Annotated in this window: 26 protein-coding genes; 3 read left to right on the top strand and 23 right to left on the bottom strand. The window is 39.8% G+C overall.

All coding sequences use genetic code 11. The features are described 5' to 3' along the window. A complete protein-coding gene (locus AAG807_RS10435) occupies positions 1–756 on the top strand; it encodes a UDP-2,3-diacylglucosamine diphosphatase (RefSeq protein WP_341903351.1) in 756 nt (251 codons plus the stop codon). A 45-nt stretch (positions 757–801) separates the two neighbouring features. Here AAG807_RS10435 and AAG807_RS10430 read toward each other — a convergent pair whose 3' ends face one another. The 6 genes from AAG807_RS10430 to AAG807_RS10405 all read right to left on the bottom strand — a co-directional run bounded on the left by AAG807_RS10430 (position 802) and on the right by AAG807_RS10405 (position 6,821). Then, complete coding sequence (locus AAG807_RS10430; RefSeq protein ID WP_341903349.1) at positions 802–1,854, bottom strand: toxin-antitoxin system YwqK family antitoxin; 1,053 nt, start codon at positions 1,852–1,854, stop codon at positions 802–804. Positions 1,855–1,941: 87 nt separating this feature from the next. Beyond that, positions 1,942–2,349 carry a thioesterase family protein gene (locus tag AAG807_RS10425; protein ID WP_341903346.1) on the bottom strand — a complete coding sequence of 136 codons (408 nt, stop codon included), beginning with the start codon at positions 2,347–2,349 and terminating at the stop codon, positions 1,942–1,944. A 3-nt stretch (positions 2,350–2,352) separates the two neighbouring features. Next, positions 2,353–4,209, bottom strand: a complete 1,857-nt coding sequence (locus AAG807_RS10420) for a nucleoside-diphosphate sugar epimerase/dehydratase (RefSeq protein ID WP_341903344.1) — start codon at positions 4,207–4,209, stop codon at positions 2,353–2,355. A gap of 64 nt (positions 4,210–4,273) precedes the next feature. Continuing rightward, complete coding sequence (locus tag AAG807_RS10415) at positions 4,274–4,984, bottom strand: SDR family NAD(P)-dependent oxidoreductase (RefSeq protein WP_341903341.1); 711 nt, start codon at positions 4,982–4,984, stop codon at positions 4,274–4,276. Then, entirely contained in the window at positions 4,969–5,841 is an 873-nt protein-coding gene (locus tag AAG807_RS10410) for a GNAT family N-acetyltransferase (protein ID WP_341903338.1), read from the bottom strand. Before AAG807_RS10410 ends, AAG807_RS10415 begins: the two co-directional genes overlap by 16 nt. Further along, positions 5,832–6,821, bottom strand: a complete 990-nt coding sequence (locus tag AAG807_RS10405) for a hypothetical protein (protein ID WP_341903336.1) — start codon at positions 6,819–6,821, stop codon at positions 5,832–5,834. The genes AAG807_RS10410 and AAG807_RS10405 overlap by 10 nt, the downstream gene beginning before the upstream one ends. 242 nt (positions 6,822–7,063) lie before the next feature. Between AAG807_RS10405 and AAG807_RS10400 the strand changes: the two genes are divergently transcribed. Beyond that, positions 7,064–7,516, top strand: coding sequence for a CYTH domain-containing protein (locus tag AAG807_RS10400; RefSeq protein WP_341903333.1), 453 nt, complete (start codon positions 7,064–7,066; stop codon positions 7,514–7,516). A 48-nt stretch (positions 7,517–7,564) separates the two neighbouring features. Here the strand turns inward: AAG807_RS10400 and AAG807_RS10395 are convergent, their stop codons facing one another. From AAG807_RS10395 to rpmH, 11 genes are all read right to left on the bottom strand, one after another. Then, positions 7,565–8,212, bottom strand: coding sequence for a hypothetical protein (locus tag AAG807_RS10395; protein ID WP_341903329.1), 648 nt, complete (start codon positions 8,210–8,212; stop codon positions 7,565–7,567). A 9-nt stretch (positions 8,213–8,221) separates the two neighbouring features. Beyond that, complete coding sequence (locus AAG807_RS10390) at positions 8,222–10,366, bottom strand: carboxypeptidase-like regulatory domain-containing protein (RefSeq protein WP_341903328.1); 2,145 nt, start codon at positions 10,364–10,366, stop codon at positions 8,222–8,224. A gap of 91 nt (positions 10,367–10,457) precedes the next feature. Beyond that, positions 10,458–10,787 (bottom strand): hypothetical protein, encoded by a 330-nt coding sequence (locus tag AAG807_RS10385; protein ID WP_341903326.1) that lies wholly within the window; start codon positions 10,785–10,787, stop codon positions 10,458–10,460. A gap of 89 nt (positions 10,788–10,876) precedes the next feature. After that, a complete protein-coding gene (locus AAG807_RS10380; RefSeq protein ID WP_341903323.1) occupies positions 10,877–11,512 on the bottom strand; it encodes a hypothetical protein in 636 nt (211 codons plus the stop codon). After that, positions 11,509–12,534, bottom strand: coding sequence for a low-specificity L-threonine aldolase (gene ltaE, locus AAG807_RS10375; RefSeq protein WP_341903320.1), 1,026 nt, complete (start codon positions 12,532–12,534; stop codon positions 11,509–11,511). The genes AAG807_RS10380 and ltaE overlap by 4 nt, the downstream gene beginning before the upstream one ends. 134 nt (positions 12,535–12,668) lie before the next feature. Then, positions 12,669–13,151, bottom strand: a complete 483-nt coding sequence (locus tag AAG807_RS10370; protein ID WP_341903317.1) for a hypothetical protein — start codon at positions 13,149–13,151, stop codon at positions 12,669–12,671. A 45-nt stretch (positions 13,152–13,196) separates the two neighbouring features. Beyond that, positions 13,197–14,561, bottom strand: coding sequence for an OmpA family protein (locus AAG807_RS10365; protein ID WP_341903314.1), 1,365 nt, complete (start codon positions 14,559–14,561; stop codon positions 13,197–13,199). A 78-nt stretch (positions 14,562–14,639) separates the two neighbouring features. Beyond that, the gene (locus AAG807_RS10360) at positions 14,640–16,316 is read right to left on the bottom strand and encodes a T9SS type A sorting domain-containing protein (RefSeq protein WP_341903313.1); all 1,677 of its coding nucleotides are present in this window, start codon (positions 16,314–16,316) and stop codon (positions 14,640–14,642) included. An 81-nt stretch (positions 16,317–16,397) separates the two neighbouring features. Beyond that, positions 16,398–17,024 carry a response regulator transcription factor gene (locus AAG807_RS10355; RefSeq protein WP_341903310.1) on the bottom strand — a complete coding sequence of 209 codons (627 nt, stop codon included), beginning with the start codon at positions 17,022–17,024 and terminating at the stop codon, positions 16,398–16,400. Between the two features lie 12 nt (positions 17,025–17,036). Further along, complete coding sequence (locus AAG807_RS10350; protein WP_341903308.1) at positions 17,037–18,872, bottom strand: ATP-binding protein; 1,836 nt, start codon at positions 18,870–18,872, stop codon at positions 17,037–17,039. An 88-nt stretch (positions 18,873–18,960) separates the two neighbouring features. Then, a complete protein-coding gene (rpmH, locus tag AAG807_RS10345; RefSeq protein WP_341903306.1) occupies positions 18,961–19,119 on the bottom strand; it encodes a 50S ribosomal protein L34 in 159 nt (52 codons plus the stop codon). Positions 19,120–19,305: 186 nt separating this feature from the next. Here rpmH and AAG807_RS10340 point away from each other — a divergent pair, with 186 nt between their 5' ends. Continuing rightward, positions 19,306–21,123 (top strand): ABC transporter ATP-binding protein, encoded by a 1,818-nt coding sequence (locus AAG807_RS10340; protein ID WP_341903302.1) that lies wholly within the window; start codon positions 19,306–19,308, stop codon positions 21,121–21,123. Between the two features lie 173 nt (positions 21,124–21,296). Here the strand turns inward: AAG807_RS10340 and AAG807_RS10335 are convergent, their stop codons facing one another. The 6 genes from AAG807_RS10335 to AAG807_RS10310 all read right to left on the bottom strand — a co-directional run bounded on the left by AAG807_RS10335 (position 21,297) and on the right by AAG807_RS10310 (position 25,682). Continuing rightward, positions 21,297–22,646 carry a YHYH protein gene (locus AAG807_RS10335; RefSeq protein WP_341903300.1) on the bottom strand — a complete coding sequence of 450 codons (1,350 nt, stop codon included), beginning with the start codon at positions 22,644–22,646 and terminating at the stop codon, positions 21,297–21,299. 130 nt (positions 22,647–22,776) lie between these two features. After that, the gene (locus AAG807_RS10330; RefSeq protein WP_341903297.1) at positions 22,777–23,796 is read right to left on the bottom strand and encodes a cytochrome c peroxidase; all 1,020 of its coding nucleotides are present in this window, start codon (positions 23,794–23,796) and stop codon (positions 22,777–22,779) included. Then, entirely contained in the window at positions 23,793–24,431 is a 639-nt protein-coding gene (locus tag AAG807_RS10325) for an MbnP family protein (RefSeq protein WP_341903294.1), read from the bottom strand. Before AAG807_RS10325 ends, AAG807_RS10330 begins: the two co-directional genes overlap by 4 nt. A 26-nt stretch (positions 24,432–24,457) precedes the next feature. Further along, on the bottom strand, positions 24,458–24,892 hold the full coding sequence (locus AAG807_RS10320) for a hypothetical protein (protein WP_341903292.1): 435 nt from the start codon (positions 24,890–24,892) through the stop codon (positions 24,458–24,460). Next, positions 24,889–25,146: a hypothetical protein gene (locus AAG807_RS10315; protein ID WP_341903289.1), complete on the bottom strand. Its 258-nt coding sequence runs from the start codon at positions 25,144–25,146 to the stop codon at positions 24,889–24,891. The genes AAG807_RS10320 and AAG807_RS10315 overlap by 4 nt, the downstream gene beginning before the upstream one ends. A 32-nt stretch (positions 25,147–25,178) precedes the next feature. After that, positions 25,179–25,682 carry an RNA polymerase sigma factor gene (locus AAG807_RS10310; protein WP_341903288.1) on the bottom strand — a complete coding sequence of 168 codons (504 nt, stop codon included), beginning with the start codon at positions 25,680–25,682 and terminating at the stop codon, positions 25,179–25,181. Positions 25,683–25,689: the final 7 nt, after the last annotated feature.

Genomic DNA, 25,689 nt, shown 5'->3' with positions numbered 1-25,689 from the left:
ATGGAAGTTCCAACAGGGAAAAAAGTCTATTTTGCTTCTGATTTTCATTTAGGTGTACCGGCAGGAAAATCAAGCTTTGAACGTGAAAAGCGGATCATTGATTGGTTGAATCACATCCAAAAAGACGCCTTTGAAATTTACCTTGTTGGAGATATTTTCGATTTTTGGTTTGAATACAAGCATGCAATTCCAAAAGGTTTTGTGCGGATTCAGGGAAAAATCGCAGAACTCGTCGATTCCGGAATTCCGGTTTACTTTTTCACGGGCAACCACGATATGTGGATGTTTGATTATTTCGAAAAGGAACTGGGAGTAAAAATCTATCGTGAACCTATTTACAGCGTGTATAACGACAAAAAATTTGTTATTGGACACGGAGATGGTTTAGGTCCCGGAGATCGCGGATACAAGTTTATCAAGAAGGTTTTTGCTGCAAGATGGTCCCAATGGTTATTTGCTCGCTTACATCCGAACTTTGGAATCGCTTTGGCGAATTATTTTTCCAGAAAAAGCAGAATCGCCACCGGTGATTCCGATAGCCAATTTTTAGGTGAGGACCGGGAATGGCTTGTTCAATATTGCAAGGAACAGGAATTAATCAATCCGCAGGACTATTATATTTTCGGTCATCGTCATCTTCCAATGACTATTCAAATCAATGAACGTGCAGTATACATCAATCTGGGCGAATGGATCAACTATAAAACCTATGCAGTTTTTGACGGGTTTGAAACGAAATTATTAGAATGGAAATAAAATAAGTAGGGGCGAAAAATTTTCGCCCCTACTTATTTTCTATAATTACTGTCCTTCCTTCGGTTTTGTCTCCTCGGGTTTCGGTTCCTTCTTTTTCTTCTCTTTCTTCTTCTTAGTCGTTGGCATGGCATCGTCTTCTTTTCCGGAAGCAGCAGTGCCGCCAAACGTTCGGATTTCTCTTCCTTGCTCATCGAAAACGTGTTCTTCCACCAAGATATCTTTCTTGTACAGCGCACGACTTTTCACTTTCTCATCCGGGAAACGCTCTTCAAACCAACCTTCTCTCAATCCTTTTTTATAAATCTCTACACTCTGCAATTTCTGATTGTAATACAAGGTCTTGAACTCGCCATTCCTTACATCCATGACCCAATTTTCGGTTCTAAGCAAAACACCGTCATCGTAGTAATAATGGAAAACGCCATTTTTCTTCCCTTGCTTGAATGAGAGTTCCTCGATAATCTTACCTTGGCGGTTGTAAGCTATAAAAGGTCCGTCCAACAAACCGTTGACATAGTTCACCTGTTTATTCCTTACTCCTTTTGAATCAAAGGTGATTTTCGGCCCGTTTAAAACGCCATCTACGTAGTTCTCTAATTTAACGGTATCTCCTTTTGCATTATAAGTCAATTGTGGTCCTTCAAACTGCCCCATGGCATAGGTTTTTTCCCAAGCCGGAATTTGGGTGGAGTCGTTAAAATAAGTCCAATGACCATTTTCCATTCCCTGAATATGCGAACGGATCACCATGATACAACCCGATTTATAGAAGGTGGTATCAATTCCATTTGCAAATCCGTCAACGAAGGTCACACGACGTTCGAGGATTCCATTCATATGACATGTTTCACAGACTCCTGAGAAAGGCATCTTTTGAGAGCTAGTCACAACTCTTTTACCATCTTGGGACATTTCCAGTTTCTGATTGCAATCCACAACCCCGGCAATCTTTCCACACTCCCATTCCGTGTATCTTTGCTTGGATCGGTCCGCACCTTTTTGATAACAAGGAACAGAATCTTTTCTTGCAACACCGAATTTAGGCTGAGCGGAAACCGCTAATGAAAAAAAACAAAAAATAGCAACTAGAATTCTCATATCTTTTTAGACTTTTAGACTTAAGACCAAAGACACAGGACTTGTCTTAAGTCTCTTGTCTAACGTCTTGCAGCCTTCATTAATCAATTATTGTTCCAACTTCAAGGAAAGCCTTCCTAAAGCGTCTCTCATCCTCTTCGGAATCGGAATAGAACATTTATTTACACTATCATAGCATACCAATACCGAGCTTCCGGTCGTTCTAACCTCTGTCAGTACTTTTACTTCGTAAGATAAAGTAAAGCTTTTTTCACCGACATGTTTTAAGTAAATGAAAATTTCCACCGGTTCATGAAGGAAAATCGGTTTCAGATATTCCAACTCATTTTTTCTAAGGAGTACACCTGTTTTTCTCCAATCCCAATCATTACCAAGCATTTGTCGGAAATAGTGAATCCGTGCTTCTTCAAAGTAATTTAAATAGACAGCATTGTTTACATGCTGCATCATATCGCAATCAGAAAATCGAACTTGCAATCTATACGAATCTAACATAACTTATTTTTTATCTAACACACTATATTCAGAGTTGTTCGAAATAAATTCCGGAACAACTTCTTTCATTAATTGAACCAACGAAAGATTATCCACTTTCCCAATCACTTCCAGCAGATTCGTGATTGTTGCATAGGTCTTTCCGTCTACTTTCCGCTCGGATGCGATCAAAATTTTCGGATGATGTGTTTCCTGAACATTCTCCGCATCATTCAAAAGCTCTTCGAACAATTTTTCTCCCGGTCTCAACCCGGAAAACCGAATTTCAATATCTTTTCCAAGTTCCAATCCGGATAATTGGATCATCTTTTTTGCCAAATCAACAATTCGCACGGATTTCCCCATATCGAACACGTAGATCTCTCCGCCGCTTCCCATGATTCCAGCTTCCAAAACCAATTGACAAGCCTCCGGAATCGTCATGAAATAACGCGTGATACGTTCATCTGTTACGGTAATCGGTCCTCCCTGTTCGATTTGTCTCCTGAATAATGGAATTACAGAACCATTCGATCCCAAAACATTTCCAAATCGGGTGGTAATGAACTGTGTTTTTCCCTGATTTGCAGCTTGCGCGATGATTTCAGCAATCCGCTTGCTTGCCCCCATCACATTTGTCGGATTCACCGCTTTATCGGTGGAAATCATGACAAACTTGTGAACTGATTTTTTATTCGACAGGTCAACCAGGATCTTGGTTCCTTTCACGTTGTTTCTAACTGCTTCTGACGGATTCATCTCCATCATCGGCACATGTTTGTAGGCCGCAGCATGAAAAATCCAGGAGGGCTTGAATGTATCAAACAGGAGCTCCATTCGCTCTTCATTGCAAATATCTCCAATGACTATTTCGAACGGTGGAATATCCTTTAACTGCTTGAGTTCAAATTCCAGATCGTACATTGCAGACTCTGCCTGATCCAACAGGACAACCAACTTTGGTTTATATTCCAATACCTGACGAACAATTCCCGAACCGATAGAACCTGCAGCTCCCGTAATCAAAATCACCTGATCCTTCAAGTTCTCTGCCAATTTCTCCTGATTGAGGATGATCGGTTTTCTTCCCAAAAGGTCTTCAATATTGACTTGAGCAATCTGTTTTGCAGTAAATGAACCATTGATCCAACTTTTCGGACTGGGAACTTTTTTCACTTCCACACCTGCATCAATACATTTTTCCACGATGGCATTTCTCCGCTCAGGATCCAAATCCTGAATGGCAATAATCACCTGATGAATGGTATTTTTTTGCAGGATCTCTTCCAATTTGGAAGTATGGAAAACCTCCGCTCCTTCGATTCGATTTCCTGAAATGCGATTGTTATCATCCAAAAAACCAAAAACCTTGAAATTGATTCGCACATCTTTCTCAATGATCCGTTTTGCAATCAGACCTGAAATACCTGCTCCGTAAATAAGCACAAACTTCTGTTCACTGCTCGATTTCACCGATTCCAGGTACAATAGTTTCACTACAAATCGCGAAACTGCAAGAAAAAAGAAACAAAAAACGTATTCGATCACCAGAATCGAGATGGGAAAAAGGTAGTAGCCATCAATCCAATTATATCGGACGATTCCCAAGAGAATGAAAATGAAGGATGATGCAGTGGTTGCTAAAAATAAGCGTTTAAAATCAGAGGTTGAAGTATGTCGGACAATCCCTTTCTGAATCCCAAAGGAAAAGAAAACAATAAGCCGCACGATAAAGAAAACAATGATAGAGTACTTGACAATTCCAATTTCAAATCTCCACTGAGAACTATCTGCCTTGATATCAAAACGAATGAGATAAGCAATTGCCAATGAGAATGCCGAAATGAATAAATCAAACAGAATTATTATCCATCGGGGCATATTTTTCTTAGGAAACATGTTGATTGCGTTATTCATTTGTTTACTACAAATTTAAGGTAATAAATCAGGTAAACAACCCGCCATTCAAAGAAATCGTCTGACCTGTAACATAATCCGAATCGTCTTTTAAAAGCCAATCGATCGTTGACAGAATCGTTTCCACTCCTCCTAAACGGTGCTTTGGTATCTGGGAAATAATATGCAATTGCATTTCAGCTGAAACCTCCGAAATCATTCCCTGATCAAAATAACCAAGGGCTAATGCATTACAAGTTATCGGTTGATTAGCAAGTTCCTTTGCAATGGTTTTCGTTAGCCCCAGAATCCCTGCTTTACTTGCCGCATAAGCAACTGTTCCCGGAACACCGGTTTGTGCTACAACCGATGAAATATTGATAATCCTTCCAAAATCATTGGTACGCATACCCGGAATCAAGCCATGACACAACAAGAAAGGAGCTGTCAGATTAACTGCCATCACCTCATTGAAATCTGCAGGAGAAAGCTTCCAGCTCATTCCGTTTTTTGAAATTCCTGCATTATTGATCAATACGTCCACTCTACCGAAATTGGCAAGCACACTTGAAATGAGGTTCTTAACCTGATTTTCATCACGCAAATCTGCTTTGAACCAAGCATGCTCGCAGTTCACATCAAATGGATCTTGCTGAAAGGTATGTAAAGCCAACCTCACATCCTGCTTCTCAAAATGTTTCACCATAGCGGAACCTAATCCACCGGTGGATCCGGTAATCAGAATTACTTTTTTATCCATTTATCTCGTATCAATTTTACAATTTTCCACCAAAACGGAGCGTTGTTCCAGCTTAATCGCGAATATACACTATCTTCTGCACCAAAATTCAAATTAAACCTTCTGACAGATTCCACATTGGAACCTCCAAAATCGAATACCTTCCCTTTTGAATGCGCATATTCGATCGCAGCCAACATCAATTTATACATCCCACCGGATTTCTTTGCTTCCTCCGTTGTCGTTCCTTTCAAATATAAAACCGTCGAATCGTTTTCCAAAATCCAAAGCCCGCCAAGCCATACGTTTTCCTTGTGCAAATTGAACTGTCCCATTCGCCGACTTCGATAACGGGTCACCAGGTCTTCCAGGATTGGGAGTGTCTGTTCATTGATCCCATGAATCCGATTCGATAATTCATTGCGCACTAATTCCATCATGGATGAAATGTCTTCTGCTCTTGTAACGGTATATTCTGTCGATTTATTCAACGATCTTTTAGCCTGTTGATTCAATTTCAATTTTCCCGGATCCAATTTCTGATACATCTGTTGATTCAAGCTGAATCCTCTTCCAATCTGAAGATCCGAAACGGGAAATTCCTTTTTCAATGCCTCCATGATCTCTTCTTCCGGAATCAAATCACCAACCCATTCCATATACCGGTTGAAAAAGGGTGTAACCAAGATTTTTACTCCGCCTTTCACCACAAACGGACAGGCTATTCCCGATTTGAAATCATCCGTATAAAGAACAGCCCAGTTTTCTGCAGTTGCATCCAGATAAATCGACTCTGAAAACACGGAAGCTCCATGCAATGACACCAATTTGTCCCATTGTTTCTTTACTTCATCCGAATTTGCCTGTATCAATTGCATGCCTCGTAATTAATGAATTCAACTTCCCTTTTTGTATTTGAGACGAATAATTCCAATTGTCTCAAGGAATAATTTGTCATTCCCTTTGGATGACCTATCACCACGAAGGCCTGCAGGTCTTTAGCATGATAGTATTTTGCCTGCTTCATCAATTGCGATGCATAATATCCGTCCGAACTGACATGATTCCATGTCCTGTTCAATAAAACGGATTTTTTTCTTCCCGGTTGAGCCAAAAAAGAACCGTCACCAATCATCTTGTGATCTCTGGGGTTCAATCTTCCCAAGATATACAAACGCCAATAAAACAGTGGAGAAAATTCCCAGGATGAAATTGGGACCTCCAGGAAATGACCATTCTCAATAGCCTGTGTGACATCCGATTGAAACCGATACGGATTCCCAAATGGTGAAACCTTGGTGAAATCAAACTGGTAATGTTCCGATTCGAACTTACCTCCGGGAAATACGGTCGAATCCTTTGTTATTTCGAGTTCCTGAAAAACTTTTTCAACTTGACTGAAAGGCTGAATACACCAACCTCCAGCGCGATAAGTGGTTATTTTATTCTTGGTGAGACCACTTAAAAAGTGATGGTATTTTCGCACGATCGATTCCGCTTCCGCATCCGGAAAATCAGAAAGTTTATAACACCCGTCGGTCACTATAACCCATTTTTGTCCGTCGTAGAAAGATTTTTCCCAATGAGGATGAATATGCAATTGGATTTCGCAATTCAGCTCCTGCATTTCCTTTAACTGAGTCGTTATTTGCTCAAAATCAGCATTCAGGGTCGGATATTGTTCTTTATATTCCTGGAGTTTGATCAGAAAACCTATATCAACAAAGAAAACAAGGGGGATTTGATGTTTTCTTGCTATCGCTAACAATCGGTTACTTGGTTCAATCATGCATTTTTGAACGCTTCCAGTATCGGTCCCGAAGAACAATTCGTAATCAAATGTCAGAATCACCTGCATTATGCGAAGATAGCCAAATTACGAATAGACAGGCTTCTTCCTTCGATGTATTGCTGAAAGCCCTATCAATACTAGGCAAATAGACACATGTCTATCCGTCAATTCAAGTAGGGAAATTATGCCTTTTTCCGAAATGTGTAGTAAATTAGTAGACTATAGACATGAGACTAAAGACGTAAGACATCGATACAGGTAAAGTCTTTCGTCTTTCGTCTCATGTCTTTTGTCTTAAGTCTATAAAAATGAAAGAAATTGAGCGGAAATACCTGGTAAGTGAGCACATCATGGATGTCATCAAATACCTTCAATCAAAAAAAATAAGACAGGGATACATTGCCGATTTGGATGGCAAGACTGTTCGCGTCCGAACAAAAGGTGAAAAGGGATATTTGACCATTAAGGGAAAATCAATCGGTATTTCAAGAGATGAATTTGAGTATGAAATCCCTTTTGAAGATGCCAATCAATTACTAGCCAATTTCTGCCCGAAGGTTCTGGAAAAAGAGCGCTATGAATTAATTGTCGGTGAAAAGAAATGGGAAATCGATATTTTTCATGGCAAGTTGGAGGGATTGATCATTGCAGAGGTAGAGTTGGAATCCGAAGAGGAAACATTCGAGCTTCCGAATTGGATTGAAAAGGAGGTCAGTTCGGAAATTCAGTATTATAATTCCAAGTTAATAGAGAATGCATAAAAACATGTAGGGACGAGAAGCATCACGTCCCTACTGTGTTTTATGCCTTTATTTATTCAATTCCTTATCAATTTCACCGAAAAAGTAATTACATGTATTTCTTCCCCACCAAAATGGTTTATCCACATCCGTATAGGTGATCAGATCGTATTTCACTTTTGCTTTATCAAAATAGGTTTTCGCGTTTTTTGCTCCTCCACCAAACATTTTAGGTGTGTAGAAAGTCGAAATCCCTTTTAGCAAATAGATATGCGGATTGTTCTCATTCAGGGCTTTTGCCGATTTCAGGTTCTCATCAAAGATCTTTCCGTATTTCTGCCAGCGATTTTCCGGATCTGCTCCGATACGCGCATTTGCAATCATCGCTTTCATGATATGGATTTCATCTGTTAACGGACAAGCTTCGATCTTCCCAAGTTGCTCTTCTGCATTATCCACCAAGGCATCCTTGATTGCTAAAGTAGGCTCGAAATACGACATCTGAATACACGAATATGCATAGTAATAAGCAGGCATCCAATTTTCCGGATACTTTCCTTTCACCAAAGCCAACTGATCTGATTTTGCCTTCCAACCTTCCAAGGTGGCAGTCGAGTCAAAGGTTGCACAAATAGGCTCCAATTCCTTTTTGATTTCATCCTGGGCATTTGCTTGTAGTGTAAATGCCAAAACCACTGATAAGATTACTTGTTTCATAGTCTATAATTAAATTTCGTCCTTATTGAATTCTTTCAATGACATGTTAAATCCGAAGAATACATTAAAATAAAACGGAGGTTTCACATCATATCTTTGGCTACCATCGTAACTGTATCTGTATCCCAACACATTGTGCTGATTGGTAATATTATCTAAGCTAATATAAAAGACTGTGAAAATCTTTTTAATCGTTGTTAAATATGCAGCTGTGAAAGCCAGATTGTGGTAATCCGGTGAACGGTCTCCCAGGAAGCGCGTGTTGGTCGGATTGTAATACGGTCTTCCACTTGCATAACTGTACGTCATGGAGAAACTAGTTTGCAATTTGGTGGAGAAATATTTCATGACCACATTCAAGTTGTGATCGGAAACATAATCCGGTGTTACTTTGCTGACATAATTTTGATACAATCTTTTGGTATCGATGTAACTATATGAAATCCAGTAATCAAAATTTTTAATGCTTTTCTTATCTCTCCAGAAAACATCAATTCCCTGAGCGTAACCCGAACCGCTGTTATCCACCATTCCATAATTGAATCGGAAAGCATTTGGTGTGTAAGCGACTCCTTGTTCTCTTACAAGTTGAGCATAGGATTTGTAATATCCTTCCAATCGGAAAATCCGGTTCTTGGCGATAATCTGATAATTTGCCATCAAATGCAATGCTTCCTGGAAATTCGGTCTGTATCCTTGCATCAGGTAGTTTTGCGAAGCCAATTGGTAGAAATATCCCGAGGCCAATGAAATCTGACTGGTCTTACTGGTCTTGATGGCCATTGCCAAACGCGGGGAAATATTTCCCTTCGCCAACAATTTCGAATATTCAGCCCGAACGCCCGGTTTGATTGCAAAGTTTCTGAATGGAATGATATCCGCTTCTACATAACCTGCACTCAACATCTCCGTGAACTGACCGGTCAAGGTATCAAATGTTTGTTTATACTGAAAATGCTGCAATTCTGTCCCAATCACCATTTTGAAGCGATTTCCGGGTGTATAAACCAATTCTCCTCTTCCTTGAACCCGTTTATCATTTCTGGTGGAAACAAGTGTATCCCAAGTGATGTCATCGTCATTGTTGCTCAATGAAAATCCGGTATAATACAACCATTTATCATTGATAAAATTCTTAAATGTGGTATTGACATAGGTATTCTGATTCTTCAACCCGAATTTCATGGTTGCTCCGGCAACTCCGGGATTTGGAATCTCCAGACCGGAACTGTTATATGTTTGATTAAACGTTGTCTTGAACATTCCTCTCGTAGATGTTTTCGCAACATATCTGCCCGAAAAACCGAATCCCTGAGGAGCTTCATAGAATTTCACATTTGCTTTTGCAAGTGCCAAAAAAGGGGATAGGTTCTGATAATATCCGGTAAACTCAACCGCACTATTCTCCATCAATTTCGAACCACCCAGAAAAATTCCTGCAAAGTTTCCCCCGATATTGATATTGGTCTGATCGGGTAAATCCAAGGTACTCAAATCCAAAACGGAAGATAATGCCTGTCCGTAGCGTGCGGTGTAACCTCCGGTACTGAAAGCGGTCCCTTTGAATTGAAACGGATTGAATCGTGTCCGTTGTGCAACTCCCGGAACGGAACTTCCAAATGCATTCTGAGCAACCAGTCCATCAATGATGAAGGATGTTTCACTTACATCTCCTCCACGAACCATCAAACCGGTCTGATCTCCTCCGTTTCGTTGAACACCGGGTAAGGTTTGAATTGCCCCGGCAATATCGCCTTGTCCACCGGCAGTGGTTACAATATCCAAGGGATCCAAAATGGCAACTGAACGGTCATTCGATGCAGACATCGTTCCTGCGGAAATAACAACTTCTTCAATTGCTCTTGATTGACGTACCTTGATGTTCTGAACGAGCGGAGCTCCTGTCAGATTGACTTCAATCGTTTGCTCTTCCAATTCTTCTCCACGAATAACAAGTGTTTGTTTTCCAGTAGTGGTGGTCGTCAATTTATAAAGACCTTTTTCATTCGATTGCGCGCCATCGGTTGTTCCTTTAACAAAAATAGTAGCCATTGGAACCGGTTTTCCACTTTGATTCAATACTGTCCCTTCAATCGAAGTTTGAGCGATCAAATAGATTGGAACCAAACTTATAAGCAATAGTAAATACTTCATAACAATTAATTACGATGCTAAATTAGATTGAAAAACCAGAAAATAAGGATCAAAATCGGTGAATTGATTTCACCAATCGGTAAAACGTGAATTATAACTTGTCACTTTCCAAATCCGTTTTTTGTGTATCGAACACACTTGACCCAACTCGAATAGTGAACCATTCCTGGAACATTTCCAAAGTGGGTTTCGGGTATTCATCCTCAGAATCCACCACTGCCATACATTCATTCTTCATGATTTTCTTGAAGTGAGATTCGATCAATGGTTCGTATTCGAAGAAGTCTTCCTCTATCAAATACAGGTTCCCTTCCAAATCATCCGATTCATCAAAATCAAAATCGGCATCGTGTTCTTTTGCCCAATCACAAAATGGTTGTTTCGGCTCTACGTAAATGTATCCTCTGTTTACTACTTTCATATTTTTCTTTAATGGGAGTCAAGACATTGTGAGGCAAGAGGCAAGACCAAATTCATCTTTCTTGACTCTTGACTCTATAAGTCTTGGCTCTAAAATCTTTTTAACTCTTTTAATTCTCCTTCTTTCATCGAAGACCAACGCGTTTTCTTCTTCCCGGGAATTTCCAACACATACATCCAATTCTGATCTTCTTTTTCTTCATTCAGGATTCCAATCAGCTTATCCAACGCAATCGGTGATTTCGCTTCCAAATAAACCAATTGATTCTCTCCTACCAAAAACAACGAATTCCTACTTTGTTTCTTGAATTGCGAACCGACCTGATACGAGGTACATGTTGGTCCATAGCAATCCAGCCAGTTGAAAAATGCATTTTTCGTTCTTAAACTATCCTTGAATTCATAGTGCAATGCGACAATACTATCCTTTTCATTCAGCAAATACCATTTCTCCATTTTGGAAGGTCCGAAACGATCCGGAAAGAGCAAACTGTCCAACTTAAACCAGGAAGCATCTTTGTAAATGGAATCAAAAGCAATGAGAAAATACCCTTTTTTCGGTTTTTCATCTTTTATTTCCGGAATCTCCTTCTTATCATCGATCTTGTCAAATTTATCTGAAGTATGCGAGATATCTTCTAATGAAACCGTTTCTTTTTCGTTATCCGAACAGGAAACAACTGATGTAATCAGAAATGCAAGTACAGCTAATGTGAATAGTTTCATATCTTATCCAGTTGTTCTATCATATAATCTACATCGCTTTGCGAAACATCCAAATGTGTCACCAAACGAATCATTCCAGGACCAAATGCAGAAACTTTCACACCACACTCACCTAGTTTTTGAATGTACAGATCCCGTTTTGCTTCCTCCTTCAAAATTACAACTAAAATATTTGTTTCAACCGACAAACTGCTTTCAACCCAATCACATTTCAAAAAAGCATCTTCCAGTTGTTTTGCTTTTGCATGATCTTCCGTTAAGCGATTCACATTGTTTTTTAAGGCAAATAAACCTGCTGCAGCTAAAAATCCAGCCTGACGCATTCCCCCACCCATCACTTTACGCACTCTTCTGGCTTGATGAATAAAGTCTTTTTTTCCAAGTAACAATGAACCCACCGGAGCTCCCAATCCTTTTGAAAGACAAATTGAAATGGAATCAAATTGAGCAGCATATCTTTTGAAATCAATTCCATTTACTGCCAAAGCATTAAAAACACGTGCTCCGTCCAAGTGAAGTGGAATATTTTTAGATTTTGCCAAACGTGCAATCGCTTCAATATCTTCGAAATTGTAAACTGCTCCTCCACCACGATTCGAAGTATCTTCCAAAGAAATCAGTTGGGTAACAGGAAAATGAATATCATCCGGCATAATCCATTTTTCAATTTCAGTTGCCGTTAATCTTCCTCTGTTTCCTTGCAATAATCGAACAGAAGCGCCTGAATTCTTTGCAATTCCTCCTCCTTCGTATTTGTATACATGACTTTCTTCGTGGCAAATCACTTCTCCCCCCGGTTTCACATGGACATTAATAGCAATCTGATTCGTTTGGGTTCCACTTGCGCAAAATAACGCTGCTTCCATCCCAAAAAGTTGTGCTGCATATTCTTGCAACTCGTTCACTGTTGGGTCTTCTCCATACACATCATCTCCAACAGCAGCCTGAAACATGGCTTCGAGCATTTCTTTGGAAGGTTTAGTCACTGTATCTGAGCGAAAATCAACAACACGAGTATTCATACTTTTTTTAAAACAAACTTAGATCAAATTCCTTGTAAAAAAGACACCAACCGGACTTTTTTTTAACTTTTCAGCAAACAAAAAACCATTCTCCCGAATGAAAGAATGGCTCTTTAAATACGTTTTGGTTCTTCCTAACGATTGTTATTGATTATGATCGTAGAACCGCCTCCGGATGACTGCTGTTGTTCCGAAAATTTCTTTCCGTTTATCAGCACAAAATTATTCTCTGCTTCCTGGTCAATCGTTCCGTCTTTGATCAATTCATTGTCCACGATACATTTTGCCACACTTTTATAGGTCGCCATACTAGGATTGATCTCACATTGTTGTTTGTCGTTATAGAAAGTAACTTGAAAATAAGTCACACGCCCTTTTGAATTGGAATTACTCACTTCACGTGGGTCGTTAAAATCCTGAAACTGCCAGTTCATCAAAGGAGTTCCGTCCAGCGATTTGATCGTATAGACCGGTGTGGCAGGAGTTTTTCTAAAAATCAGTGCATAAGCAGCTCCGTTTACTTTAATCGTATCGCCTTCAATTTCCACTTTTTTCTTTTGAGAGAAAGCAAGAGATGAAATGCAGATCATTAAAGCCAGTAGTAAGATGTTTTTCATTTCCGATTGATTTTCGGTAAAAATAGGAAAATCGAGGTGGATTTTCTACAATTTCAGAAATTCTACCCGGCGATTATTGGCTTTTCCAGCAGGCGTTGTATTTGAATCCGTTGGTTCACTTTCTCCTTTTCCATCTGTTTCCATCCTGGAGGCTTCGATTTTAAATTCACTGATCAACGCTTGCTTTACCGCAAGAGCTCGTTTTTTGGACAATTCGACATTGGCAGACTCTTCCCCGTCCGAATCAGTATGCCCTACAATCTTCAACCGTACAGCCGGATTTTCGTTTAACACCGTTGCAATCTCTTTCAGTACTCCATAAGATTCCGGTTTTAACTGATCCGAGTTTGATGCGAACAAAATCCCTTTGGTTACCAATTTCCCTTCTGTAAGCAGTTTGCTTCGCATGTCCTGCCCGCCTTCCGCATACCTTACGTTGGAAATCATAAACAGATCTTTATCCTCTGCAGTAGCAAAATTCATATAATGCGATCCTATCTTAAACGCGTTGTACTTTCGTGTCGGGCTAAATGCTCGCGGAAGGTCAATGATCTTCAGACCATCCGCATAAATACGCAAACGTGTTTTTTGCCGCCATATAGAAAAATGTACTTTTGCAGGCATATTTCCATCCTCCGGGCATTTTAGTGGCGGGACGATCAGTCCCTCATTCTTAGTCATTTCTTCTCCCCCATCGTAAATAACATAAGCTGCATTTTCAAGACAGCCGGACCAGGTAAACTGAAAACTTCCCTGCGTCAGATATTTTTCTGACAAATCTCTATTGGGATTGTCGGTACTGTAAATATCAAAACCGTAAGCCAGTATATTGGAACTCTTGTACCTTGTCAGAACATCAAATTCAATAGTGAAATTTTCAGGCATATTGGAAATAAAATCAGGCTGCAAATAACCATCAGTAGTAAGCATAAGCCAACGCTGCTCATTTTGGTCTATCCTGATGACTTCGGCGGAGCTGTTGGTATTCCATTCGAGCGGAAAATCCCCCACCGGAACCCCGGTAAAATCATCGTAACCCAATACCTTCTCACCTGAAATAAAATCAAACTTCGAATAGACTTTGAACTCCGGATTATCACTTCCTTTAGAACCTGACTTAGCATTTGCTGCTGCTGCCCCCTCTTGATTCGTTTCTAATTTCCCTTCGGGAGAAACGGGTGTCTCCGATTGTGAATCCTTTTCTGTTTTTTTCTTCTGCCCGTCCTTGATCCCGCTTTCGATTTCTTCTTCGGTTTTGTCGAGTGTTTTATCAATCCCTTGTTCCACTCTGTTTTCTGCTCGCTGCTTGATTTTTTCTTTTGTTTTAGCAGCCTGCCTTTCTAAAAGTGTTTCCTGACCGAATAGCAGTGACGAACACGCTAATGCTAATAATAATGTTATGTTCTTCATGATTGTTTTCTTTTATCCTAGATCCGATAAATTTCAGTAAACCGGTCAGATTGTTCTGACCGGTTCGCAGGTATTCAGTTACTCAATCATTAATTTCACCTGTTTGCTTTCCCCGTTTTTGGTTTTGACGGAAAGAATATATACTCCGGAAGAAAGATCAGGCAATTCACTTATTAATAATGAGTTTTGACTGGAAAGTGAATAATTCAAAATCATTGACCTGCCGGATAAATTCTGCAAAGACAATTCGTAAATATCATTCAGATCAGAGGAGGTTTGCATAGTAAACTGATCTGTGCAAGGGTTTGGGAAAACAGTCAAATCTAGTAAAGCCGTTTCTTCCAAACCAACTGTTTGCGTATTCTGATTGCACACGGTATAAATTTCTTCCCCTGTGGCTCCGTTATTATCGCCACGAACCAATAAACATCCATTTACCAAACGCAACGGTTGAAACTCATATGCATCAAATGTGGTAGCTGTGAGTAACGTATTTTGGTTAGGTAAATCAGTCGTCCGATAAACTCCATCATTCATATTGCCACTCACATCATTGTATGCGGTGTAATACAAATAATTGGTGGTTGCCAGCAAGTTCATGGGGTGGGAATTGTATGCTGCCGGGACATCTGCTTGAGGTGATGTTCCTGCTGCAGTTCCATCGGAATACCAAATGGATGAAAATCCTTGTCCATTAAGACCATCATTCGCTGCAAAAAAGAGTTTACCTTTGAATATTACGAACGGATCGTCTAATGAAATAACCGGACCGCCGCTACCCGGAGGTTCTACAGCCACTGTTCCTGCATTTGTTCCATTGGATTTGTACAAGGTGTAATTTTGACTTGGGTAAAATGCTGAAAAATAAAGCAATCCGTTGTATTCGATCATATTTGAAGGAGAACCACTGCCTGCAGCCAGATCTTTCACCAATACTGTTCCGGCTTCCGTTCCATCCGTTTTCCACAATTCTCTTCCATCAACTGGTCTGTAGGCTGAAAAATACACTTCGTTATTGTACGTACAAAAATAGCCCGGATTACTTCCTAAGTTCGGAACAATTGCTTCGGAAGTATCGATATTGGCTACCAGGGTTGTTCCTGACTCTGTCCCATCGGATTTCCACAACTCTGCACCGTTCACAGGTTCGGCAGCTCCGAAATAAATAAAACCGTTTAGCTCTGCAAAATACTGTTTCTCTGATGTTATCAATAAACAGGATTCAATTCCCGGATTGATATCCTTTACTAAATAAGTTCCGGCATTTGTTCCATCTGTTCTCCACAATTCAAAACCTGTTACCCCATCGTTTCCCAGGAAATACAGTACATTGTTCATTGTAATGGTCATCGGATAAGCAACAAACAAATCGTTGCCCTGGTGATATTCTGCAACCAACTCCCCTGCTCCGGGTGCACCGTTTGTTTTGTAAAGTCCGAATGAACCTCCGTTAAAATAATCACCTGCTATGTACAAGAGATCATCTCCCAGAAAACCCAGGATCAGATTCACATACATATTGCTTCCTCCCTCCAGTAAGACCGTGTTTCCTGATGTTCCGTCTGTTTTATACAATCTTCTGGTGATTCCGTCCGGAGTTGCTGCAAAATAGAGTTCATTGTTTTTTTGAAAAGCATTCCCAAAATCAGGTTCAGAACCATCCAATCCAGGTCTTAAATCAGTGAGTAGGTTTTGACTGTGTACGAAGGCTAAATTGCTTAACAAAATCAGCCCTAGAATAACTATTTTCTTCATAATTTCAATTTCAGACAAAATTGAGAAGTTATTCAAAAGTTATCTTTAGGGGAATCACCAAAAGACCTGTTAGGGAAAACCCTAATCTTGCCAAAAACCTAAGAAAATGGCTTTCTTCACTAAGCCTGTCACATTTTTAACATTAAATTTCACAAATAAAGTAGCCCGATAGTGCTCCACTGTTTTTTCTGACAGGAACAAGTGTGCAGCAATTTCTTTGGTAGGCAATTCTTCCAGTATTGCTTTTAGTACTTCCTTCTCACGAATCGAGAGCTGAATTTCAGGAGAAGCTTGTGTTTTAAAAAGGGCTTTTTGACTCTCAATACTTAAGGCCTGACCTTCGGAAAGGACATTTTTAATAACTGATATCAATTGGCTTCCACTTTCAGATTTTACCACATAGCCATTTGCTCCGGCGTTCATAACAGAATGAATACTGGCGCTATCGCCCAAACTGGACAGGGCAATTATTTTCAGTTCCGGGTATTTATTTCTGATATCGGGGATAAAAGATCTTGCATCGTCAGCTCCAAATTTGACATCTTGAATGAGTACTTGAATTTGTTCATTTTGCAAAATTCGGAGAACATCTATTTTTGTTCTTGCCTGGTGAATTTGAGCAATCCATTCTTCTTCAACCAATAAATTAGCTAAACCTTGTAAGATTAAATCGTGGTCATCTGCAATGAGTATCCCTATTTTTGACATTCCGAAATTTACTTAAAGAAATTCAGAAATGGGAATGGTAAACCGAAAAACAGAGCCTTTTCCCTTGGAAGACTCTATAAAAAGTGCTGCATGGATTGATTGTAATCGTTCTTCTAATGATTGAATTCCCTGACCTGTTCGTTGTAAACTGGTATCGAAACCGATTCCATTATCTTCCACCATAAAAAGCAACTGACCACCCTCTTGCAAAACGTTTACATTGATTTCAGTTGCCTTGGCATGTTTCACTGCATTTTGAATCAATTCCTGAAGGATTCTGAATACTACCTTTCCGGTACTTGATTTACTTAATTCGATGCTGAGATTATGAAACATTAAAATAGGACAAGATGGCGTTGCTGCTTCTTTACAAAATAACTCCAACGCTCCATTCCATCCGTTTTCAGACATTGAAACAGGCATCAGGTTATGCGCCATTCTTCTGGTATCTTCCTGTACCGTTCTCAACTGATCCAAAACGGGTTGAAATGAATTCGTTCCTTTTGTTTCTTGTTCCAGTTTCAACTGAATCCCTACAAGCGCTGATTGAATGCCATCGTGAATTTCATGCGAGAGCCGCTTGCGTTCGTACTCTTCTCCTTCCACAAGAGCGCTAAACACAGCCCTTTCCCGTTCTCGTTCTTTCTCTTCCAATTTGGATTTTTGACGACGAATTAAAACAAAAACAGCAAGTACTATCGTCAATAATATCAAACTTAACCAAGCCACTAATTGATTTCGCCTGACCAGCTCCAATTCATTTTTAGTCAATGCCTTTTCTTTCTTCTCTGTTTCGTACTTAATCAATAACTCATTGATTGATTTCCGATTATCCCTGGAGGTTGATTTTCTGTAGATCTCATGAGCAGTTTTCATGAGTTGAAATGCTTTTTCATGCTGCCCTGTTTTCGCATAAGCAAATGCCAGGTTTTTATAAATCGAATATTCCGTATTTCGATTATGTAACGCTTTAGTGATACTCAAAGCTGTTTCTCCTGCTTGAATTGCTTTTTCATACTTTCCTGTTGCATTAAAAACCGTGAGAAGACCAATATTTGCCAACATCATGTAATTGGATTGCCTGTATTGAGTTGCTATCATTAAAGAAGAAGTATAGTGTTTCTCAGATTGCTGATATTTCTTTATTTCGAGATAATATTCTCCCAAACTATAATTTCCGATAATTAATCCAAGTGGTTGTTTGTATTTTTGGGATAATTGGATGCTTTCAAGAGCATGTAATTTCGCACTTTCCAATTTGTTCATTTTCACTTCAGACACCGCCAAAATTGCTTCCATGGAAGGCATATAAAGTGTATCATTCAATTCTTTTGCTTCCGTAAAAGCCTCATTTGAATAGGCATAAGCACTTTTATAATCCGTGAGACTAAAAAATGTATTTGCAATGTTATTCTTAATGTAAGCAGCTTGCAGTTTATCTCCATGAAGTTCTAATAATTCCAAAGACAACTTGTAGTAATGAATAGCTCGTTCGTAGTCTTGCCGAAGAGCTGCAACGGAACCCAAGAGATTATAGAATTTGGCACCATTCTTTTTCTTGGAATCAAACAATTTCAATCCTGATTTCGCAACCTTTTCTGCGGCTTCAAATTGTCCGGTCTGGACTAAAAACCGAGCCTCCAAATAGAAACAGCTTTCTTTCCAGGCAATTGTTTGCACTTTTGATTGAGTGAGTTTTTTTGCTTTACTAAGTATTTCAAGACTTCCATCCGGATGAATCAACGCATCCTGATAGTAAGCTGCCAACTGCAATGAATCTGTGTGAAATGATCCAAATACACTTGAGCTTGTTACTAAAAAGAAGAATAGAATTCTAATTTGAGTCATAGTGATTAAAAATATAAAAACAAAAAAACCATCTCTCCGTAAAAACGAAAAGATGGTCGATATCTTAAAATAAAGATCTTACGAGCGATTAACGCTTGTGGAAACCTTCGTCAGAAACTGTCAATTTTTTACGGCCTTTAGCACGACGTGCAGCTAATACTTTACGTCCGTTCTTAGTTGCCATACGGCTACGGAAACCGTGCTTATTTCTTCTCTTTCTTACAGACGGTTGAAACGTTCTTTTCATGATCTATGCTTTATTCGAATGTTCTTATTGCTTCTTAATAATTCTGGAAATGTCAGACATTTGTCAGAATGGGGTGCAAAGATAGGTAGATTTTCTAATTTTTCAAGTTTTAATCGAAAATAATCGAAAAAAAAGTTTGTTTAAGCCAATCACCGATTACTTTTGTGAGACAAAAATAGGAAAAAGATGTTGCGACCAAAACAAGCTAAAAAAGAAAAGATTCATTTAACACGCGACAGTTACAAAAAGGCACGTAAACTTTTTCATTATTTAAGGCCTTATCGCTTTGAATATGGCATCGGTTGGATCTTTCTGGTCCTTTCCACTTCTGTGGGTTTGATCTTCCCCATTTTGCTAGGACAGTTACTCGGATTAAGCAGCGGTTCTCAAACCAGTATGGCCGAAGCAATACATGCTATCGACCTATCCAATATCACCACAGTCGCGGTAACCTTATTTGCACTATTCGGTGGACAAGCAATCTTCAGCTACTTCCGGGTTGTCTTATTCACAAACGTGACCGAAAAGGCTTTGCGTGATTTGAGATCCGACGTTTTCCAAAAAATGCTTCATCTTCCAATGGATTTCTTCAACAAGAATACGGTTGGAGAACTGACTAGCAGACTTTCTGCCGATATTACACAGATTCAGGAAACGCTTCGAACTACCGTAGCAGAGTTTTTCAGACAAATCGTCATGGTAGTCGGAGGAATTGCTTATCTGACTTTTGTTTCCTGGAAACTTTCATTGATCATGCTCTCAACTGTTCCCATCATTATGATCGTAGCAGTGTTATTTGGAAGATTCATCAAACGCCTATCGAAAGAAGCCCAGGATCAAACTGCAACCTCCAATGCAATTGCCGAAGAATCACTAACCGGAATCGGGAACATCAAAGCTTTCACAAACGAAAATTACCTCATCAAGCGATTCAGAACTTCCATAGAGGAAATTAAACGATTGAACATCAAAAGTGGAATCTGGAGAGGCTTATTCATCTCCTTCATGGTTTTCTGCATGTTCGGTTCAATCGTATTTATCGTTTGGCAAGGATTATTGATGACCCAGGGTACCAATCCCGAACTGAGTGATGGTGACTTGTATTCTTTCCTGATGGTTACCTTATTGATGGCTGCCAGTATTGGCTCACTTCCTGATTTTTACAGCGGAATTCAAAAGACGATCGGAGGAACGGAGAAACTAATGGATATCATCAATGAAACGAGTGAATCCGATTTATTCAAGGGAAGCAACAAACCTGAAATTGATGGTTCAATCCGATTTGAGAACGTTCATTTTTCGTATCCTCAACGTGCTGAAGTAGAAGTGTTAAAAGGAATTTCATTTGAATTGAATAAGAATCAAACCCTGGCCTTGGTTGGTACATCAGGAGGGGGGAAAACAACCATTTCTTCCTTGGTTTTAAATTACTATCCAATCAACAAAGGAGCAATTTATTTTGGAGATTCCAATGCGGATTCCATTGATATCAAATACCTGAGAGAGCATATTGCAATTGTTCCTCAAGACGTCTTATTGTTTGCAGGAACCATTTTGGAGAACATCGCATTCGGAAGACCCGATTCAAGAGAAGAAGAGATCATCAGTGCTGCAAAACAAGCCAATGCGTACGATTTCATTATGAGCTTCCCTGACGGCTTTAAAACACAAGTTGGAGACCGTGGAATTCAACTCTCAGGTGGACAAAAACAGCGTATTGCAATTGCAAGGGCAATTTTGAAAAACCCGACAATTCTGATCCTGGATGAAGCTACCTCAGCCTTGGATTCCGAATCAGAGCGCGTAGTTCAGGATGCTTTGGAAAAATTGATGAAAGGAAGAACGTGTATTGTCATCGCACACCGCTTGAGTACCATCCGAAATGCGCATAAGATCCTGGTTCTTCAAAATGGAATGATTGTAGAAAGCGGAAATCATGCAGACTTGATGGCAACAAGTGGGGCTTATTCGGATTTGGTGAAGATTCAGGTGAATCTGGGATAAAACTCTTGACACGAGTTAGAAACTCGCGCCAACTTAAGAGGTAATTACGAGTTCCGGATGCCGGAAAAACTTATTGCATCATCAAGGATGACTATTATATCAAAACCAACTAATAAAAAATAAAAAAACGCAGACCGTAAAGTCTGCGTTTCCTATTTAAACCGAAAATCCTTCTACTTCAAAATCACTAATTCCTTTGTAATCGCGCTGCTTGAAGTTTTAATTCGAATGATGTAATCACCCGCGTTTATTGCTTGTGTTTCAAAAAATGCAATCGTACTTCCCGCAGGAATGATTTTCTCCAAAACGGTTCTACCCGTCATATCTGTCAGTTCGACCGTCAGATTTTCTTTCACCAAACCATTCACCTGAAGGGTCACTAAATCCATTGCCGGATTTGGAAACAAGTCAATGTTCAGACTTTCCAACTCTGATTGTGTCAATCCGGCTGGTGTCGGTGTATAAGTCGTTGTAGCCTCTCCTACTGATGTCACTTTGGTCACCACTTTATTTCCGTAGAATGTTGGTCCGACTGCATAGGGATAAGCGGAATTCCAATTTTCATCCACTGTTGCAAAATAACAATAGATTCCGGCAGGGTATTCAGGAGTGACACAGAAACGACCATTGTGAATATCCAAATAATCTGCACTTGCAGGTGCCGTAAACTCATAATCCTCTCTGAAATAACCCAAAGGATACGTAGCATTTACTGCTGGTCCTGCCGTAACCGAACTTCCATCGTAATAAGTATTTCTTACCGTAATATTTCTCAATGAGAAAGAGGATTTCATACGAACAATTCCGCCGGTTCCGTCTGCATTTTTATAGGCATAAGCTCCATAAATCGGGAAACCATCATAAGCGTATCCGATCAAAGGCGAATGCTGTGTGCTGTCAATGGCATACAAACCATCCGAGTCATAGAGATTACAAACGGTCGAAATCACCTGCAAATCCAAATCAAATGCGCTTGGACTTTGGTGATGGTGATAATTCCCCATTGCCGGATGCCCTTTCGCGCAATCAAAACCACCGCGTTCGGCAACAACAGCATCTCTATTCCAAACACCGTCTCCCATTCCACCCAATGGACCTCCCGCAAGTGCATTGGTAGAATTTTTCCATGAGACACCATCCCGATAATCAAACAAAGCAACTCCATTAATGAAAACGCCAATATTTCCACCTGTTGTTGCGGTGAGTGTTCCCGTATTCTGAGTTGGATTCAATGGAATTTTAAAGATCGCATTTTGATCTGTTGCCAGACTTGGATTTCCATCTAGAAATGGTCCGGTGGGATAAGAGGGAATACCGTTTGTTGTAACATACACCCACGAAGCGGAATACTGAACTAACTGGGTGTTTACAGGGATATTGTCCTGAATAGCGGTAGAGTTTCCACTTACATAGTGACTTCCCATCAATGTCGTGTTTTGTAACCAGGAAGTAATAGAAGGTCCTTGAGAAAAGGACAATCCGGAGGAAAGAGAGAATAGAATAATTGCAGCTGTTTGTTTCATAATAAAAGCATTTACCCGATTAGACGACACTTTGGAATGAAACCCTCGCATATCAAAAAAAAGTCTGCCCATCAACAAATGACGGGCAGACCTTCTCCTATCTTACGCAAGTTTGGATAGGTAACAAATGCTATTCAAGTGTTCGCGGGTATTGAAATTGTTTATTGTTTAAAAAGGTGTTATCTGTCAATGTTTTCAGGAAAGCAATGAGATTTCGTTTATCGTCTTCACTTAGATTGATTCCATTCCGGAGCTGCGATGCCAATGTCGGGGATGAATGGATATCCGACGAATAATGAAATAATACCATCTGCAGACTTCGGTACCTTCCATCGTGCATGTAGGGAGCAGAACGTTCAATATTTCGAAGTGTAGGAACTTTAAACTTCAGGGAATCCGTTTGCCTCTGAGTGATTTTCATTCTTCCGATATCCTGAAGAAGCGAATCCGGAGCCAATCCGTTATTCTGAAATGTGTGATTGGTGAATAACGGTTCCGTATGACAGGAAGCACAATTTGCCTTAAAAAGCTCATAGCCCTTTTTCTCCTGTTCCGTAAACTGAATTCCCTTATCGCCACGAGTCACTTGATCGTACTTTGAATTGGAACTGACTAATGTCAGCATGAATTGGGAAATCGCTTTCAGGAAACGTTCCCCGGTGATGGTTTCAGAATGAAAAGCCAATTTGAAAAGTCGTTTGTATTTCTCTTGCCTGCCGATTTTCTTTAGCACATGTGAAAGGTTCTCATCCATTTCCAAATGATTCTCCAAGGGCGCCAATGCCTGCATATCCAGATGATTTACCGCACCATCCCACATGAAGCTTTTTCCCCAGGCCAAATTCACCAAAACCGGAGAGTTTCTTGTTCCTATCCGATCTTTTATTCCATGACTTAATGCATGATCCACATGTGTGAACGCATTGTATGGGGAATGACAGCTGGCACATGAAATTGTGCTATCAGAAGACAAAACAGGATCATAAAACAGAACCCTTCCCAACTGGATAGTTGCAGAGTCCAATGGATTTTTCTTGAAATTATAAACGGGTTCCGGCCAATCCGTGGGAGTTTTCCATAACTGTTCCGTATACCGGAAGGAAACCAGAACCAAAATCAGGATCAAACAGGATACCTCCAATCGCTTCATGGTTTCAGGTCAAAAGATTTTGCAAGGATTTGAGCATATTCAACGGCTTTGACACACGGCGACATCACATGCAGGTTGGATTTTGACAAAACCACTTCTCCCATAATTGATTTCAGGTCTATATTCAGCTTGGTTGCACTGGTTTTACTATTTTCAATGACAATGTGCTGTGCTGCCAAAAACGGTGAAGTATAACCACCCAGATGTAACTGAAATGCTTCACGCTTCGGGGTTAAAACTATTCCTTCCAGTTTACAATTGATATAACCGCTTTGCCAACTCCAATACATTCCGTACATCGGATCAAGCGCACCAGTCATTGCACCGGAAGTATTCGTCACACTATCTATACCAAACAAAAATCGGATCTCGTCTATTTGATCCGCTTGAATAGTCGGGAAATTGATTTTCCGGGTAGAATCGATTTCGAAGTCGACCAAATAAGCTTCCATCGAATCGACAGCAACCAACCGATTATTTTGGAAAAATTCAAACTTAGACAGGTAAAAACGGGCTTGTTCCAACTGAAACGACTGCTCATTCAAGGATAAGGTCTGATTCAGTCCGATCAATTGTTTATCAAGGGTCAGGTTTACATCAATCGTAAGCTGTCCCCAGCTAAAAAGCGGAAGCAAGAACAACCAATATAGAAATACTCTGATCAACGCTTAGGTCCGTTTCCAGGTGAAAACAAGTGTGCGATTTCCCGATTCAATTCCTTGAACTGTTTTTTCTGATCTGGTCTGCACAATTTTTCAATATCCTTAAAATGGTTGAAATGAATGTGTTCAATCTTTGCTTCGACTTTCAAAATTTCATTCAATATGCTATCTGAAAAAGGAGCTTCCAAATTTGAATACAAATGTTGTTTTTGATTCTGCAACTGATGTTCTGCGCCTTCAATCGCTTTCCGATGTCCGCGAATCAACGCATCGTATTTCAGAACTTGTCCTTCATCAAAATGCAATTTCTCAATGATTTCATTTCTTGGTCCACGGTGCCTGCGTTCCGGAGCCATCCACCATTTATAAATGAACAAGGCATTGCTTAAAAGCAATACGACAATGAACCCGTTTCTGACGACAGACTTTTTCATGGATACAATTGATTGGTTGGAGCAAGATTCATTTCGGAAACAAGGTTCTCATTCTTATCCTCATTCTTTGTTCCCAAAACCATCACATTCAATGCAACAATCAATGCAATTCCTGTGAGGTAAACAACCGTTTGTCTTGTTGACAGCTTATCCAGAAACTGTTCTTGCACCCTCGCCTGAATGCGTGTGAAGAGAAATGGAGAAACTTCCACCCTTTCAATCTTTTCCAAACTATGTAACTGATCTTTTTCCATGTTGTTCATTTTGTTAGACGACACTTTGTAGCTTAACCCTCGCTACCTCCTATTTTTTTTGAAAGATTTGTTTTCGCACGTTGAATCAAGGATTCTACTGCCTTTGCCGATGTTTCCATAATTCCGGCAATTTCAGCAATCGGAAGATGTTCTATTTTGTTCAGGATCAAAGCTGTTTTCTGATTATCCGGCAATTCATTGATACACGAAAAGATAAATGCAGTCTCCTCCTGATTTTCAATCAGAACTCCCGGATGATTGAATTCCACAGAATCATTTTCAGAAAGTTCATTGGTAAACCAGAAAAAACGTTTCTTTCGCTTTTTTGCTTTGAGAAAATCCAATGATCTATTGATTGTAATCCGATAGAGCCAGGTACCGTGATTCGATTCATTCCGGAATTTGTCCAATGATTTGTGTGCAGCCAGGAAAACATCCTGCGCAATTTCTTCCGCATCGTTCGCATTTTGAACATACTGCAATGCCAGATTATAAACCTGTTTGGCATATTTTTCATACAGTAGTTCCAGTGTCATATCCGTT

The sequence above is a fragment of the Fluviicola taffensis DSM 16823 genome (assembly GCF_943372375.1).
GTDB lineage: Bacteria > Bacteroidota > Bacteroidia > Flavobacteriales_D > Crocinitomicaceae > Fluviicola > Fluviicola taffensis_A.
The sequence above is the reverse complement of the archived record's forward strand: the minus strand, read 5'-3'. Positions and strand labels throughout refer to the sequence as shown.